Source organism: Alkalibacterium sp. s-m-28 (assembly GCF_054658175.1).
The window spans coordinates 23,236-38,624 of record NZ_BAAGIQ010000002.1 but is presented as its reverse complement, the minus strand read 5'-3'; the positions used below and the strand labels follow the sequence as shown (position 1 = coordinate 38,624).

17 protein-coding genes are annotated in these 15,389 nt (G+C 38.9%); 14 read left to right on the top strand and 3 right to left on the bottom strand.

The window, feature by feature from the left end; translation table 11 throughout:
• Nucleotides 1-198 precede the first annotated feature (198 nt).
• The 5 genes from ACYQ4S_RS00760 (at nt 199) to ACYQ4S_RS00740 (ending at nt 4,465) form a co-directional block, all read left to right on the top strand.
• Complete coding sequence (locus ACYQ4S_RS00760) at nt 199-678, top strand: DsrE/DsrF/DrsH-like family protein (RefSeq protein WP_091266931.1); 480 nt, start codon at nt 199-201, stop codon at nt 676-678.
• 49 nt (nt 679-727) lie between these two features.
• Nucleotides 728-2,416 (top strand): rhodanese-like domain-containing protein, encoded by a 1,689-nt coding sequence (locus ACYQ4S_RS00755; protein WP_459768720.1) that lies wholly within the window; start codon nt 728-730, stop codon nt 2,414-2,416.
• A gap of 45 nt (nt 2,417-2,461) precedes the next feature.
• Nucleotides 2,462-2,692 carry a sulfurtransferase TusA family protein gene (locus tag ACYQ4S_RS00750; protein WP_459768718.1) on the top strand — a complete coding sequence of 77 codons (231 nt, stop codon included), beginning with the start codon at nt 2,462-2,464 and terminating at the stop codon, nt 2,690-2,692.
• Between the two features lie 65 nt (nt 2,693-2,757).
• Nucleotides 2,758-3,537 carry a sulfite exporter TauE/SafE family protein gene (locus ACYQ4S_RS00745; protein ID WP_459768716.1) on the top strand — a complete coding sequence of 260 codons (780 nt, stop codon included), beginning with the start codon at nt 2,758-2,760 and terminating at the stop codon, nt 3,535-3,537.
• Between the two features lie 370 nt (nt 3,538-3,907).
• Nucleotides 3,908-4,465, top strand: a complete 558-nt coding sequence (locus tag ACYQ4S_RS00740; protein WP_459768714.1) for a GNAT family N-acetyltransferase — start codon at nt 3,908-3,910, stop codon at nt 4,463-4,465.
• A 70-nt stretch (nt 4,466-4,535) separates the two neighbouring features.
• On the opposite strand, the gene ACYQ4S_RS00735 is transcribed toward ACYQ4S_RS00740, so the two are convergent.
• A complete protein-coding gene (locus ACYQ4S_RS00735; protein WP_459768712.1) occupies nt 4,536-4,865 on the bottom strand; it encodes a hypothetical protein in 330 nt (109 codons plus the stop codon).
• Between the two features lie 159 nt (nt 4,866-5,024).
• On the opposite strand from ACYQ4S_RS00735, the gene gloB reads away from it, so the two are divergent.
• Nucleotides 5,025-5,726, top strand: a complete 702-nt coding sequence (gene gloB / locus ACYQ4S_RS00730; protein WP_459768710.1) for a hydroxyacylglutathione hydrolase — start codon at nt 5,025-5,027, stop codon at nt 5,724-5,726.
• A gap of 289 nt (nt 5,727-6,015) precedes the next feature.
• Here gloB and ACYQ4S_RS00725 read toward each other — a convergent pair whose 3' ends face one another.
• Both ACYQ4S_RS00725 and ACYQ4S_RS00720 read right to left on the bottom strand, forming a co-directional pair.
• On the bottom strand, nt 6,016-6,408 hold the full coding sequence (locus ACYQ4S_RS00725; RefSeq protein ID WP_459768709.1) for a cupin domain-containing protein: 393 nt from the start codon (nt 6,406-6,408) through the stop codon (nt 6,016-6,018).
• Nucleotides 6,409-6,481: 73 nt separating this feature from the next.
• Nucleotides 6,482-7,642 (bottom strand): MFS transporter, encoded by a 1,161-nt coding sequence (locus ACYQ4S_RS00720; RefSeq protein ID WP_459768707.1) that lies wholly within the window; start codon nt 7,640-7,642, stop codon nt 6,482-6,484.
• 333 nt (nt 7,643-7,975) lie between these two features.
• Between ACYQ4S_RS00720 and ACYQ4S_RS00715 the strand changes: the two genes are divergently transcribed.
• The 8 genes from ACYQ4S_RS00715 to ACYQ4S_RS00680 all read left to right on the top strand — a co-directional run bounded on the left by ACYQ4S_RS00715 (nt 7,976) and on the right by ACYQ4S_RS00680 (nt 15,279).
• The gene (locus ACYQ4S_RS00715; protein ID WP_459768705.1) at nt 7,976-8,830 is read left to right on the top strand and encodes a MurR/RpiR family transcriptional regulator; all 855 of its coding nucleotides are present in this window, start codon (nt 7,976-7,978) and stop codon (nt 8,828-8,830) included.
• The gene (gene murQ / locus ACYQ4S_RS00710) at nt 8,823-9,743 is read left to right on the top strand and encodes an N-acetylmuramic acid 6-phosphate etherase (RefSeq protein WP_459768703.1); all 921 of its coding nucleotides are present in this window, start codon (nt 8,823-8,825) and stop codon (nt 9,741-9,743) included. The genes ACYQ4S_RS00715 and murQ overlap by 8 nt, the downstream gene beginning before the upstream one ends.
• The gene (locus tag ACYQ4S_RS00705) at nt 9,744-10,049 is read left to right on the top strand and encodes a PTS sugar transporter subunit IIB (RefSeq protein ID WP_459768701.1); all 306 of its coding nucleotides are present in this window, start codon (nt 9,744-9,746) and stop codon (nt 10,047-10,049) included.
• Between the two features lie 21 nt (nt 10,050-10,070).
• The gene (locus ACYQ4S_RS00700; RefSeq protein ID WP_459768786.1) at nt 10,071-11,435 is read left to right on the top strand and encodes a PTS sugar transporter subunit IIC; all 1,365 of its coding nucleotides are present in this window, start codon (nt 10,071-10,073) and stop codon (nt 11,433-11,435) included.
• A 65-nt stretch (nt 11,436-11,500) separates the two neighbouring features.
• On the top strand, nt 11,501-11,809 hold the full coding sequence (locus ACYQ4S_RS00695; protein WP_459768699.1) for a PTS lactose/cellobiose transporter subunit IIA: 309 nt from the start codon (nt 11,501-11,503) through the stop codon (nt 11,807-11,809).
• Nucleotides 11,810-11,822: 13 nt separating this feature from the next.
• Complete coding sequence (locus ACYQ4S_RS00690; RefSeq protein ID WP_459768698.1) at nt 11,823-12,107, top strand: hypothetical protein; 285 nt, start codon at nt 11,823-11,825, stop codon at nt 12,105-12,107.
• 26 nt (nt 12,108-12,133) lie between these two features.
• Complete coding sequence (anmK, locus tag ACYQ4S_RS00685) at nt 12,134-14,176, top strand: anhydro-N-acetylmuramic acid kinase AnmK (protein WP_459768696.1); 2,043 nt, start codon at nt 12,134-12,136, stop codon at nt 14,174-14,176.
• Between the two features lie 17 nt (nt 14,177-14,193).
• On the top strand, nt 14,194-15,279 hold the full coding sequence (locus ACYQ4S_RS00680) for a DUF871 domain-containing protein (RefSeq protein ID WP_459768694.1): 1,086 nt from the start codon (nt 14,194-14,196) through the stop codon (nt 15,277-15,279).
• The last annotated feature ends 110 nt before the right edge of the window (nt 15,280-15,389 follow it).

The following is a 15,389-nucleotide window of genomic DNA, read 5'->3' as shown; positions in this document are numbered from 1 at the left end:
AAACGCCTTTATAAAGGGATTATAGTGAGATCGGGTTGAGTAAACAATGACAAATACGAATAAGCAACTTGACAATAATACCGTATAGGGTATATTATGTGTTTGTGACATTGACTCGTATAGATCAAACAACAGATTACAATCTGCTTGATCTATATAATAGATACCCAATTGGGAAAAATAAGTGAGGGATGCTTAATGAGCGAACAGAAAAAAACCAATATTATCTTATTTAGTGGAGACTATGATAAGGCTATGGCAGCTTATATTATTGCAAACGGAGCAGCTGCGTATGATCATGAAGTGACGATTTTCCATACGTTTTGGGGGTTGAATGCCTTACGTAAAGACGAACCAATTCAGGTTAAAAAGAACCTGCTTGAAAAAGCATTCGGAAAAATCATGCCGAGAGGTCCAGAAAAAATGGGACTATCTAACATGAATTTTATGGGAATTGGACCAAAACTGATAAAAAAAGTTATGAAAAAACACAATGCAATGCCACTGTCCGATTTAATTGAAATGGCTGAGGAACAGGAAATAAATTTGATTGCATGTACGATGACAATGGATTTGCTTGGTCTGGATAAAATCGAATTAAGAGAGTCAACTGAATATGCTGGTGTTGCAGCATACTTGGCTGAAGCTGAAGACGGCGCAGTCAATATGTTTATTTAAGCCAACGTAACTAAAAAAAATAAATTTCAACCTAAAGGAGATGGAAAGAGTGAAAGAAATAGCACATGACTTATTAGTTGATGCGAAAGGTTTAGCTTGTCCGATGCCGATAGTCCGAACGAAAAAGGCATTGAAAGATATAAAATCTGGACTAATAGTACAAGTTCAAGCGACTGATAAGGGATCAACAGCAGACTTGAAAGCATGGGCAGAAAAGACCGGACATGACTACCTTGGAACGGTCGACAGTGAAGGTGTGCTGAAGCATTACCTCCGATCGTCAGGTGAAGGGAAAAACACGTCACCTTATCCGAATTTGACCTCCAATGATGAACTGAACAAGCTACTTCAAACTGAAAAACAGTTGACGGTCCTTGATGTCCGAGAACCGGAAGAATACGAAGAGTTTCATATTCCGGGAGCTACCTCTATTCCACTAGGGGATTTAAAAGACAGAATGAGTGAACTGTCTGACGATAAACCTATTTATGTTGTGTGCCGGACGGGCAATAGAAGTGACATGGCTGCAAGTCTTTTAGCCGAAAATGGGTACAGAGACGTTGTAAACGTCAAACCGGGCATGAGTGAATGGAATAATGAGAAAGTAAACGTGACTCTATCTGCTTTAACAGCAAAAGAACTGGCACAGAAAGTCATTTCGAAAGAAGATCTTTTTATACTGGATGTAAGAAACGAAAATGCTTTTGAAGACTGGAAAGTTGATGGAGTTAACTTTGAGTATTTAAATATCCCATATTTCGACTTACTGGATGGAGTTGAAGATGTTCTGACTCAGCTTCCTTCAGATAAGGAATTACTGGTGGTTTGTGCAAAAGAGGGTTCATCGGTGATGGTTGCTGAGATGCTCGTTGAAGAAGGTGTATCTGCCTCTTATCTTTCAGGTGGAATGAAAGCATGGAGTGAATACTTGGAACCAGTAAAAATAGACGACTTGAAAGAGGGAGGCGAATTGTACCAATTTGTTCGACTTGGTAAAGGATGCTTGTCTTATATGGTCTTGTCTGGAACTGAAGCAGTAGTGATAGACTCAGCTCGAATGATAGATCCCTACTTGAAACTCGCAGAGGATAATGGGGCAACCATTACAAATGTGCTAGATACACATCTTCATGCTGACCATATTTCAGGCGGACGCGAAATTGCTCGCAAAACAGGTGCCGCATACTGGCTGCCTCCTAAGGATATAGAAGAAGCTGCCTTTGAGTTCAACCCGCTCGAAGAAGGTACTTCTATAAAAGTCGGCGAGTCCAGAATTAATGTGAATGCCTTGTATACACCAGGTCACACAATTGGTTCAACATCGTTTATAATTGATGAGGCTTATTTACTGTCAGGTGATATCTTGTTTGTAGATTCAATCGGACGTCCAGACTTGGCTGGTAAGGCTGAGGACTGGGTCGGCGACTTGAGATCCTCACTTTATAATACTTATAAAAAATTGCCTAAAGAATTAACTGTTCTTCCAGCACATTTCATGATCGTTGACGAATTGAATGATGACGGCAGTGTTGCTGAGAAACTTGGCGTTCTATTTGAAAATAATCATGGTTTGAATATTGAGAGTGAAGAAGAATTTCGTTCTACTGTAACAAAAAACCTTCCTAAACAGCCAAATGCTTATCAGAATATTAGGCAAACTAATATGGGGAAATTAGATCCAGATAAAGATGAGCAACGTGAAATGGAAATCGGACCAAACCGTTGTGCAGTTAGATAAGTTAAATATATATAATTTAAGTATAATTTTGAAGGAGACAATAATATGAACGTACACAAAGTTTTAGATGCAAAAGGATTAGCTTGCCCAATGCCAATTGTTAAAACAAGAAAAGAAATTAAATCGATGAACACAGGTGAAATTTTAGAAGTTCAGGCAACGGATAAAGGGGCTTTGAAAGATTTCCAAGCATGGGCAAAATCTTCCGGACATGAATTGTTAGATACCAATGAAACAAATGATGTCTTGACATTCCATATTAAAAAAGGGGAATAGCTGATTAAATTTGGAGAGACAAAAATAGTCTCTCCTTTCCTTAGTCAGTTGTATAGGAGGATTTTATGGATATCTCATATATAGTTACAATTTTTCTTATTGGATTTATCGGTTCGTTTATATCCGGTATGGTAGGAGTGGGCGGATCGATTATCAAGTACCCGATGCTTCTGTTTATCCCCCCTATGTTAGGGTTTAGTGCGCTAACAGCTCATGAAGTATCTGGTATCAGTGCCGTACAGGTCTTTTTCGCAACAATCGCAGGTGTGTGGGCATACAAAGGCACAGGGTATTTACACAGGAAGCTAGTTATCTATATGGGAAGTAGTATCTTGCTGGGAAGTTTCATCGGAGCTTTTGCTTCGGGATTTTTTGAGGAAACTGCTGTCAATTTGGTCTATGCAATACTGGCAACAATTGCAGTCGTCATGATTTTGATGCCTAAAAAGCAAATTCCTGATCAGCCCGCGCATTTAATTTCTTTCAACAAACCACTTGCTTCCGGCCTTTCTTTTGTCGTTGGAGTTGCTTCGGGGATTGTTGGTGCAGCTGGATCATTTCTGTTGATACCTATTATGCTCACCGTTTTGAAGCTACCGACACGAGTCACTATAGCAACCTCACTTGCCGTTACCTTTTTATCGTCTATTGGTTCTACAGTAGGAAAAGTAGCAACCAATCAAGTGCTCTTTATGCCGGCAGCGGTTATGATTATTGCGAGCTTGATTGCTTCACCTATCGGAGCTAAAATTGGTCAGCGGACAAATACCCAGGTGCTGCAATGGATTTTAGCTATGCTCATTTTAGGCACTTCTATCCAGATCTGGTACAACCTTATATGGTAAGAGCAGGAATAGTTTAATCAAATAAGACTCCTGTTGATTCCGTCTAAAAAGATGGAATCTAGGGCTGCAAAAAAGTCCGTAAAAAAAATGGGATCCGCTGAAAGTCTACTTGAGATTTTCAGCGGATCTTATTTGTTTATACAAAATAAACATAGCTTTGATATAATGAAAACACGCATTGAGTAGATATATAAAGTATGCTTCTTGTGCATGCTCAACTTTTCAGGAACTGGAGAAGCTTACCGTTTTGAAATAGATTTCTCGTACTAAATAACTAAACATTCTACTTTATCAGATAGGATGTTGGGGTGAAATCTAAAACTCAATAGCATATCAATTAATTCTAGAAAATATACTGGAGGCATGTGACATGAATCATTGTGGAACTCAGGAGATAGAATCAGAACGGTTACTATTGAGGAAATTTGAAGAAAATGATGCGGATTTGATGTATAAAAACTGGGCCAATGATACTGAAGTGACGCAATTTTTAACATGGCCTGCACATGAAAACAGTGACGAGACGCGTTCTCTGTTGAAAAACTGGATTTTAAGCTACGATGATCCGGATACATACAGATGGTGCATAATATTAAAGGAAACTGGAGAACCGATTGGAAGTATCAGTGTAGTATCGATAAGCCCAAGGGTAGAGTCCGTTGAGTTAGGTTACTGTATTGGAAAAGAATACTGGAATAAAGGACTCATGACTGAAACACTAAAGGAAATCGTCTTCTTTCTATTCAAAGATGCTGATGTAAATCGTATTGAAGCCCATGTAGATCCAAGAAATGTGGGCTCTGGGAAAGTACTCGAAAAATCTGGTCTTACATATATAGGGCTTAGAAGACAAGTAGCCATAAACAATACTGGCCTCTGCGATATCATGACATATGAAATTATACGACAAGATTATTCTTCATTTTAAAATCATCTGGATCTGCTGTTAAGATTACTTTTTTCGAGATTTTGTTCACTAAAAGAGGGAGGACCTGACCTTACTTCTTTACTCTCAGTTGAGCATAAGATCTGATACTGAAGATGTTGAGTACAATGGTGACAAGTAGAAGAATGCCGGCTACCCAAGTCAGTACGGAGCTGGTATCAAGTAAGGCTCCCCAATCCTGAATCTGGACTAGGTGATTGTTGTACAGGAGATGTAACCATAAGGCGGCAGTACAAAAGGCAAAACTGCTCAGAACAAGTAGCGACTGATTGTAAGTTCGTCTAATCGGTCGGACAATTTGATAAGCTGGAATGGCCCAGGCTAACAGCCCGAAAAACAGACTGGCGACATTTAACCACTCATATGCAAATTCTTGAGACATAAGGGATATCCTCCTCATCACTGATTTGCTTATAGTATAATCTAAGTAGATAGAAAAGAATACCTCTATTATGACATTATTTCTAAAAACATAAGGACTGTCATGCAAAATAAAATCATAAGGTAAGGTTATAGAATAATATAAAAAGGAGCGAGTCAAATGCATGTTTATCCAGTCAAAGCATTTTCTGATAACTACATTTGGGTGATCGAAGAGGGTCAAGAGGCAGTCGTTGTAGATCCTGGAGAATCTGAAGGAGTCATCAAACATCTGAAAGATAAGGATTTAGTCCTGCATGCGATTATTTTAACCCATGAGCATAATGACCATATAGGCGGAGTGAAAGCTGTTCTTAAAGAGTACCCTGGAACACCGGTATATGGGCCAGTAGAAACGAAGCAGCTGGCTGATCATATTGTCAAAGATGGGGACACATTTACATTGTTGAATCAGACATTCAAGGTGATGAAAACGGCAGGACATACCTATGAGCACATCAGTTATCTGACAGAAGGAGCCCTGTTCTGTGGAGATGCTCTGTTTTCCGGAGGGTGCGGACGAGTCTTTACTGGAGATTATGAAGCGCAGTATGAGGCCCTGCAGAAATTTAACACGCTCGATGACGATATTCTAGTGTATGCGGGTCATGAATACACTCAGACGAATCTGACGTTTGCTCAGTTGGTTCAGCCCGATAATCAGACGATTACGGATGCGCTTAAAAAAGTTGAGGAGATGAGAGAGCAGGATAAACCTACTTTGCCGTCTACCATTGGAAAAGAGAAGGCTATTAACCTATTTCTCAAGGCGGAGACACTTGAAGACTTTATTAGTCTACGAAACGCACGTGATGAGTTTTAACGGAATTAACTCCTAGATGGTGACGAAAGTGTGATTTTTTAACTGAAGAGGTAAAAAAGGGGCTAATATTTTTCGGACTTATGATGCGGGGTTAGAGGAAGTATATTATAATTATGAAAATGTTGAATCCTTTCAGCTCGAGCCCGATTCCCCGCAAATGAATAGTTGATTTGAAAAACTAGCCTATGACACCCCCCTATTCAGGTAAGGTGTCGTAGGCTAGTTTGTTTATAATATCAGAATGGTCAGGATAAGTCTTTAACAGATCGTCTTTAGTAAAGAGTGTGAATTACGAAAAATCAAAGCCTGGGATGACTGCACAGCTGACCAGTGCGTAGCCTTGTTCGACAGTTGATCCGAAAATGGTTCCGGCCGGCACGGTATGATGCAGCTGCTGGTCAGTTTCCAGTCCCAGGGTCGTCTCAGTATATGTCCCTTCTGGAGTCAGAGAATGAACCGTGAGTGGATTGCCGTCGTGAAAGAACCATAGTTCATCAGAAGACAGCCGATGAAGATGAGACGGGTTGTTTTCCGTCAGTAGAAAATAGATGTTAGTATATAAGGGCAAGGATCTGTCCGGCTTATTGTACTGGGCGTCGGACAGATCCGTCTGCCGGTAATATCCACCTTCAGGATGCGGCTTCAGATCGAGCTCCTTGATCCATTGCTGAGCGGTTTTCATTGGATGACCTTCTTTCAGTGTAGTATTCCTTTGTTTGCAGTTTATCATAGTCGGCTTACTGAAGAAGCAGTGCCTATAAGTTCTTCTGATGTGTCCTGTCGATCAGTACAGTCAGTACGAACAGCATGAGTGTCAGTACAGCAAGAAAGACTGGAAACAGATCAATGCCGATCGACTGGAACACCACACCTAGTAGAGGCGGAACAGCAATGATGCCGACGGAACCGGATGCGACCTGGAGCCCGATGATGCTACTGGAGAGCTGATCACCGAAGCGACGAGGCGTTTCATGCATCATTGTCGGGAAAATCGCGGCACAGCCCAGACCGATTAGAGCCAGCCCGATGTATAGCAAGGCATCAGTTCCAAATGCAGTGGCACCGATACCTACTATCAGCAGGACCATACTTAAATAGAGAATTTTCTGATTAGACAGCCAGAAGGTAACGAAGCCGGAAGCGACTCGTCCAAGCGTTAGACTGGTAAAGAAGATGGACAGGATAAAACTGGCTGTTGCCGGTGTCAGGTCTTTTATATTGATCAGATAGGTACTCCCCCATAGGAACACGATTCCTTCAATCGATACATAAATCAGAAAAGATAGAAGGGAGTAACCGATGGCCTTGTTTTTTTTAAATAGTGACGGTGTAAGGGACAGGCTATCTTCCTGAGCCCGGACAGTGGATTCGCTCTGCCACATAGGAAGAGAGAAGAAAAGAACGAGAGCAATCAGGAGTTGTATCCCGGCAATGACAGCATAACCGACACGCCAGGAGAACTGACTTCTGAGGGTGAAACCCATGATCAGAGGACCGGCTGTTGCGCCTACACCCCAGAAAGCATGAAGCCAGTTCATGTGGTAAGCCTTAAGGTTTTCTGAAACATAGTTGTTCAAGGAGGTGTCGATTGCACCGGCCCCTAATCCCAGCGGAAGCGCAACAACGAGCAGGAAGTAAAAGTGCCGGGACAGTGCGAATCCGGCCAAGCCTAAAGAAGTCAGGAGCACACTAGTGAACACAAGCTTGCCCGTTCCAAGTTTTCTGGTCAGACGAGCGGTCTGCAGACTGGACAGCACCCCGCAGGCAGCTACGGTCATGGAGATGATACCTGCCGCACTCTGCTGAACAGGGAAGTCGGACTGCATTTCAGGCCAGGTGACGCCTAAGAGTGAATCCGGCAGACCAAGGCTGATATAAGTAAGGTAAATGATTAATATAAAGATGATTTTCTTCACGCAAATGTCCTCCACACGGTTATATGATATGTAAAGTAACATGACGGTGTTTAAATTAAAGTGATGGATCCGTCATACCAGATAACTATAGATAATTCGGCCATGTTTGTCAAAATCCATTAACTATAAAACAATATTTCTCATTTAATCACCTGACTCATTAAGTTTCAACTACATTTTAGCCAAAAATAAAAAGTATAGATACAGAGTTTCAGAAAGTTCTTCAGAACAGATTGGAAACGTTCACAATATGGTACAATGATTCATAAATATTAAGATTTATTGACACTAAGTTTTAGAATGATACTATCAAAATATAAAAGGAGAGTATATATGGAATTGGTGACTATTAGGCTTCGAGAATATCTGGATGAGGCGACAACAACCGAGGAAGCAATCATAAATTTTATTTTAAAACATACTGAAAGCGTTTCTAAAATGTCTATATATAAATTGGCTGAAGAAACATACACTTCTCCTTCATCAATAATCAGATTATGTAAAAAAAATGGCTTCGACGGCTACAAGACTTTCTTAAAATCGCTAGTATATGAGCTGGCTGTTAGAGATAATTACAAGTCCAAAGAAATAAGTAATATAACACGTAACGATAAAATGAGCGAGATTATTTACAAAGTTAGCCATAAGAATATCCTTTCAATAGAAGAAACAAGTGACTTACAAGATGCTGACCTACTGGAACGTTGTGTAGATAGTATCTTGGAATGTGAAAAACTTATTTTCTTTGGAATAGGGGCTTCATTAATCGTCGCGAAAGATGCTCAGCTGAAATTCATACGTATAAATAAGATGGCGTATGTAAGTGAAGACTGGCACACTCAATTACTAATGGCTAAGAATATAAGCGAAAAGGACTTGGCTATCGTACTTTCTTATTCTGGGCAAACAAAAGAGATGATTAGCTGTGTAAATGAAGCGAAACTGGCAGGAGCAAAAGTTATATCGATTACAAAGTATTCGGATTCTCCTATAGTAAAGTTAGCTGATCTTAATTTATATGTAGCAGCCAATGAATATGATTTCAGGAGTGGTGCTATGTCTTCGCGAATTGCTCAGCTAAATTTGATAGATATTATGTTCACTGCCTTTGTAAACAAACAATATGAGCAATCTCTCGAGATACTAGAAAAAACGCAATTGAGAAAGGAGAATTACGAAGATGGTTAATCTATCAAAAATGACCACCGAGAAGCAGAATGAACGAACAATGAATTTTGACTCTATGAGCTATTATGATGCACTTGCAATAATGAATGAGGAAGATCAAAAAGTTCCTCTAGTAATTAAGGAGGTGATTCCTAAAATTGAAGAAGCGGTAGTAACAGTAGTAGAACAGTTCAAAAAGGGTGGTCGCCTGATCTATGCTGGTGCAGGAACCAGTGGAAGATTAGGAGTATTGGATGCTGCTGAATGTCCTCCAACTTTTGGAACGACAAATGAAATGGTCATAGGGTTAATTGCTGGTGGTAAAGAGACATTTACTGAAGCGATTGAAGGTGCAGAAGACAGTGAAAATCTGGGTAGTGATGATTTACAGAAACTTAACTTAACGTCTAAGGATGTAGTTATCGGTTTGGCAGCAAGTGGACGGACCCCATACGTAAAAGGGTGTTTGAATTATGCAAATGAAGTTGGTGCAGCTACAGTTTCTATCAGTTGTAACGAAAGTAGTGAAATTGGCCTGTTGAGTGATATTCCTATTGATGTTTCTGTAGGACCAGAAGTCTTAACTGGGTCAACAAGACTTAAAGCGGGGACAGCACAAAAACTAATTTTAAACATGATATCTACGGTCTCGATGGTTGGCATAGGAAAAGTTTATAAGAATCTTATGGTAGATGTGCAACCAACAAACAAGAAGTTAGAAGAAAGAGCGATTCAAATTGTCCGCTCAAGCACTAGTTCCTCTCGAGAAGCAGCAGTCACGGCCTTAGAAAAAAGCAATTATAATGTAAAGGTAGCAATTGTCAGTATTTTACTTAATGTAGATAAAGAAACCGCGATGAGAGAGTTGGAATTGGCAGATGATCATGTTAAACAGGCATTAAATAATTTCACTAATAAAAAAGGAGGAACTTAAATGAAAGTATTAATGGTATGCTCAGGTGGAATGTCCAGTGCGATTGTAGTGAAATCGCTCAAACAGGAAGCAGAAAAGCAAGGTGTAGATTTAGATATCAAAGCAGTAGGTACGGGAGAATTCGAAGAGGAAGTTAAGAACGACTACGATTATGCTCTAGTTGCACCACAAGTTAAACATAGATTTAAAGATTACAAAGCATCAGCAGATGCAGCAGGAGTTCCTTGTGAACTCATTCCACCAAGAGGTTATACACCATTAGGAGCACCTAGTTTAATCAAACAAATACAAGCTGGAGTAAATTAAAGAAAGGATTGAATCATTATGATGGAAAAGTTTTTAAATTGGTTAGAAGAAAAGTTTATGCCTCCAATGGCTAGACTTGCAGAGCAAAGACACTTAAAAGCTGTTCGTGATGGTGTTATCTCGACATTACCATTAATTATTGTCGGGTCGTTCTTTATTATCATAGCACAGCCACCTGTTGAAGCATTGCAAGAAATGGTTGCTCCTTATGTTGGAGACATTATGATTCCTTTTCGTATGACAGTTGGACTGATGAGTGTCTATGCTGCTTACGGTATGGGTTACAGTTTAGCTAGATCATATAAGCTTGATGGAGTGTCCGGTGGGGTCCTATCACTCGCCACGTTCCTTATGATGAATGTACCACTAAACGTTGACGGTGTTATTAATGAGGCTGTCGAAGCAGGAATAGAAGGAGCTGCTCCTATGGGGTGGGTACTGCCGATGGGCAATCTCGGCGGAGCCGGTATGTTTACAGCTATTTTGTCTATGATTGTTGCGGTTGAAATTATGAGATTTATGACGGTTAAAAACTTTACATTAACAATGCCTGAACAGGTGCCTGAATCAGTTGCACGTTCTTTTGAAGCGTTGTTTCCAGCTACAGTTGTAATTATCTTGGCTTGGATTGTCCGCGTAATGCTGAACTTTGATATAAATGAATTGTTGATGTCAATATTCTCACCACTCATTGAAATTTCTGGAAATAATTATTTTGGTGTAATGCTTCCTGTTTTATTAATAACTCTTTTATGGGCTGCAGGAATACACGGCGTGTCAGTTATAGGATCCGTTATGCGACCAGCATGGTTAATTATGCTAGATGCTAATATAGAAGCAGTCGCTGAAGGAGGAAGTATGACTTTCGGAGAAGGTGGTTTACCATACATTGCTCCGGAACCATTCTATCAGTGGTTGGTATGGGTAGGAGGCGCAGGAGCAACTTTAGCATTGGCAATACTGTTTTTATTCTCAAAATCTGTATATTTAAAACAAGTTGGTAAATTCAGTATTGTTCCAGGTATATTCAATATTAATGAACCAATGATATTCGGTGCACCAATCGTAATGAACCCAATTCTAGCTATACCATTTATTTTAGCCCCTGTTGTAACTACAACTATCTCTTACTTTGCTGTAAGAGTAGGGTTTGTCAGTGGGTTTACCGTAATGGCACCATGGACCTTACCTGCACCTATTGGAGCCTGGATGGCGACGGGAGGAAGCTTTGCAGCAGTATTCTTAGTTCTATTAAACATTCTAGTTGCATTAGCTATTTATTATCCATTCTTCAAAGTATACGAGAAGAAAATGATTGAAGAAGAGACTGAAGAAGTTTCAAATGACTCACAAACTTCAAAAAATACAAAAACAGCGACTGCATAAAAAAATAAGAGAGGTTGATTCTATCAGCCTCTTTTTACTAATTATAGTTACAGGAGATGACAGTTATGAATGTTGAACAGATGATTTTTGAAATAATTGCCAGTGCAGGAGATGCTCGTGATTTGACTTACCAGGCGTTAGATAATGTGAATGACGGAAAAATTGAACTAGCGTATGAACTGATTGAGCAAGCGGAAAAGACAATGAATGATGCACATAATGCTCAGACAAAATTGATCCAGAGTGAAGTACAAGGAGAGAAAATTGATGGAGGACTACTGATGATTCATGCGCAAGATCATATGATGACGGCTATCGCGGAACATCAGATGGTTAAAAGAATGTTGCCGATTTTTGAAAAACTTTTGAAGTAAAGGAGTACTGAACATGACATATTTAATTTTTGCGCTCGGACTACTAATCGTTTTTATCAGTGGCATTTGGGTAGTGAAAAAGTTCAGAACAAAATATAAGCCCAATAGGTGGTTTGCTGGTTTCCTCGGGCCTTTTATCATTATCGTTCCTTTGATAGTAGCACCTTCCTTACCTCCTGTAATCTGGACGGTACTTATAGTATTATTTATCTGGACAAACATTTACTTTTTTGAAGTTTCACGAGAAATGCTTGAGACCGGAAAAACTAAAACGGGGTTTGGTAGACGAATTTCGTAACGTATTATCAAGTGAGGGCGGTTTAAGTGGACTATTATATAGGTGTAGACGCAGGTGGAACTAAAACCACTGCTATAGCATATGATTCAAATGAAAATAAATTGAACGAAGTAAAAAAAGGACCGGGTAATATCAGTGTTAACTGGTCTGAGGCATTGAGCAACATCAAAAATAGCATTATTGAGATAGAAAAAAAACATCCTGAAAAAAATTTGAAAGGTATTGCAGTAGGGATCGCCGGCATGAGGTCTGATAATATAGAAGAGATTGCTGATTATTTAAAAAGAATTTATGGAGTTCCAATTTCTGTAAATACTGATTATAAACTTGCCTTTGATAGTACCTTCACAATGGGCAATGGCATATTATTAGTTGTAGGCACAGGAGTCGTTCTGTATGGTAGAAATAATAATCAGACAGTAAAAATTGGGGGTTGGGGCCACCTACTAGGTGATGAAGGTAGCGGATACGATATCGTTATCCGAACGATTAAAAAAGCTATTAAAGTCTATGAGGAAGAAAACCTTCAAGTAGAAGTCATAGGAGAGATTCTGACTGAGATCGATGGGACTAATATGGACGATATTAAGAAGTATATTTATTCACATAAAAAAAGTGAAATCGCTCAGTTTGCGCCCATAGTTATTCAGAAGGCCGAAAAGGGCGATGTGTTTTCAAGAGTTATTATAGAGGACATAGTCAACATTCTGTATAGTAAAGTGAAGTTAATCAGAGAAAAATTACAAGCGCCTCTTAATATAAACGTCTCTGTTATGGGTGGTGTTTTAAGTTCAAAATCTTTCGTTTTTAAATTGCTTAAATCAAAACTTAAAGAGGACAATCACTTTACTTTTGTCGAGCCTAAAGAACCTAACACAGCTGCGGTTCAGTATTTTAATAAGAAAGTTAAGCAGCAAAAAAATAGTAGTAGACTTGCAGTAGGTTTGATGTCTGGAACATCTTTAGACGGGATTGATGTAGTTTTATGTAGAGTCAGTGGTATGAATGAAGACACTGAAATAGACGTTATAGATTTTCAGACTTGTGCCTATAGTGGTGAAGTATTGAAGGAAATTGAAAAAATAGTTTCAGGAGAACATGTTTTACTTTCAGAAGTATCAGAATTAAATGTTGATTTAGGCTATGAGTATGCAAATGCAGTCAATTATATTTGCAAGAAAAATGGTATTAGTGCAGAGACTTTAGACTTTGTTGCATCACACGGTCAGACTGTTTTCCACGAGGCGGAAGGAAGTCCAGAAAAGCGGCGGTCAACGATGCAGATTGGTGAACCTTCTATAATAGCCTATGAAACAGGAGCTATAGTTGTTTCTAACTTCAGGTCCAAAGATATGGCTGCCAAAGGTGAAGGGGCCCCTCTGGTTCCTAAGAGCGAGAGTATTTTATATAAAGATGGCCGTGATAATATTTTATTAAACATTGGGGGCATCAGTAATTTAACCTATTTATCAAGGAGAAGCGAAGAACCGGTTTTCGGCTTTGATACTGGACCAGGAAACATGATGATTAATGAAGCTGTCCGCCACTTTTACTCTATCAATTTTGACAATAATGGAGACATAGCAAGTAAAGGCATGCTCATTCCTGATTTAATAGATGAACTGATGAGTCACTGGTTTATTAATAAAACTACTCCCAAGTCAACAGGTCGAGATGAGTTTGGTAAAGAATATACCTTGTCACTTATTGAAAAATATAATGATTGTAAAAAGGAAGACATTATCTATACTTTGACATACTTTACAGCTGAATCAATTGTAAAACATATTAAGGATATTATAGGTGAAGGGTATAAAGTAGATAATCTGATTATAGGCGGAGGGGGAACTCATAACGTTACGTTATTAAAGACTATTGCTGATTTGTTATCGGATACAGCAATAATAGTGAAGAGACAAGAGGATTTAGGGTTTTCTTCAGATGCCAAAGAGGCTATTGCGTTTGTTGTCTTAGGGAATCAGACAATTAATCGGATGCCGGGTAATATCCCAAATGTAACTGGCGCGAAAGAAGAAGTTGTTTTAGGATCCATAACATATCCAAATTAATTATGAAGGAGATTTTTATGAAAAGACTAGGTATTTCTATTTATCCCGAACATACAAGCTTTGAAGATAACGTTGAATATATGAATAAAGCAAGTCAATATGGATTCAATAGAATTTTTACTTGTCTATTATCGGTTGAAAAAAGCAAAGAAGAAATTTTAAAAGAATTTAAAAATATTATTGAGCATGGAAACTCTTTAGGCATGGAAACTATTCTAGATGTGAGCCCACGAGTGTTTGACCAATTGGATATTTCTTATAAAGATTTATCATTCTTCAATGATACGGGTGCCAGTGGTATTCGCTTAGACATGAGTTATTCAGGTAATGAAGAATCAATGATGACATTTAACCCGTATGATTTGAAAATTGAAATCAATATGAGTACAGGTGCGAAGTATATTGATAACGTTATGAAATACAAACCGAATATGAAAAATATTATAGGAAGCCACAATTTCTATCCCCATCGTTATTCTGGTTTGTCTCATGATCACTTTATGAAAACATCTAAGCAATTTAGAGATTTAGGAATTAAGACAGCAGCTTTTGTTAACTCTCAAGCTGCTGAAATAGGTCCTTGGCCGGTGAGTGAAGGGTTGTGTACCTTGGAAAACCATAGAACTCTACCAATTGATGTGCAGGCTAAACATTTATTTGCCACAGGTCTTATTGACGATGTAATTATAGCAAATGCATTTGCCTCCGATGAGGAGCTTGAGTTGTTGTCTAAATTAAATCCGGAGTTACTAAAATTAAAAGTACACTTGGACGATGGTATTCCTGCTTTAGAGAAAAAAATAGTTTTAGATGAGTTCCACTTTAACAGAGGGGACGTTTCAGACTTTATGATTCGCTCTACCCAGAGTCGCGTTAAATACAAAGGACATCATTTTAAGGTGTTTAATCCTAAACCTATTAAACGAGGAGACATTATAATTGAAAGCAGCCTTTACGCTCATTATGCCGGTGAACTTCAGATAGCTCTAAAAGATATGGAAAATTCTGGAAAAACTAACGTGATTGGAAGGGTAGATGAGGATGAACTGTTTCTGCTTGATTTAATTGAACCATGGCAGAAGTTTCTGTTGTATGAAAATTAGTGATTTCAATCCGGAGGATAATATGTCTAATTTAAAAGTCGTAACAATTGGTGGAGGATCAAGTTATACGCCAGAATTAATAGAAGGTTTTAAGCGTTATGAATAATTTC

Bases quoted from the DNA above. Each gene is read 5' to 3' on its own strand.
- ACYQ4S_RS00745 (WP_459768716.1), top strand. From the start codon at position 2,758: ATGGATATCTCATATATAGTTACAATTTTTCTTATTGGATTTATCGGT.
- ACYQ4S_RS00695 (WP_459768699.1), top strand. From the start codon at position 11,501: ATGAATGTTGAACAGATGATTTTTGAAATAATTGCCAGTGCAGGAGAT.
- murQ (WP_459768703.1), top strand. From the start codon at position 8,823: ATGGTTAATCTATCAAAAATGACCACCGAGAAGCAGAATGAACGAACA.
- ACYQ4S_RS00760 (WP_091266931.1), top strand. From the start codon at position 199: ATGAGCGAACAGAAAAAAACCAATATTATCTTATTTAGTGGAGACTAT.
- ACYQ4S_RS00705 (WP_459768701.1), top strand. From the start codon at position 9,744: ATGAAAGTATTAATGGTATGCTCAGGTGGAATGTCCAGTGCGATTGTA.
- ACYQ4S_RS00740 (WP_459768714.1), top strand. From the start codon at position 3,908: ATGAATCATTGTGGAACTCAGGAGATAGAATCAGAACGGTTACTATTG.
- ACYQ4S_RS00725 (WP_459768709.1), bottom strand. From the start codon at position 6,408: ATGAAAACCGCTCAGCAATGGATCAAGGAGCTCGATCTGAAGCCGCAT.
- ACYQ4S_RS00700 (WP_459768786.1), top strand. From the start codon at position 10,071: ATGGAAAAGTTTTTAAATTGGTTAGAAGAAAAGTTTATGCCTCCAATG.
- ACYQ4S_RS00680 (WP_459768694.1), top strand. From the start codon at position 14,194: ATGAAAAGACTAGGTATTTCTATTTATCCCGAACATACAAGCTTTGAA.
- ACYQ4S_RS00735 (WP_459768712.1), bottom strand. From the start codon at position 4,865: ATGTCTCAAGAATTTGCATATGAGTGGTTAAATGTCGCCAGTCTGTTT.
- gloB (WP_459768710.1), top strand. From the start codon at position 5,025: ATGCATGTTTATCCAGTCAAAGCATTTTCTGATAACTACATTTGGGTG.
- ACYQ4S_RS00690 (WP_459768698.1), top strand. From the start codon at position 11,823: ATGACATATTTAATTTTTGCGCTCGGACTACTAATCGTTTTTATCAGT.
- ACYQ4S_RS00715 (WP_459768705.1), top strand. From the start codon at position 7,976: ATGGAATTGGTGACTATTAGGCTTCGAGAATATCTGGATGAGGCGACA.
- ACYQ4S_RS00750 (WP_459768718.1), top strand. From the start codon at position 2,462: ATGAACGTACACAAAGTTTTAGATGCAAAAGGATTAGCTTGCCCAATG.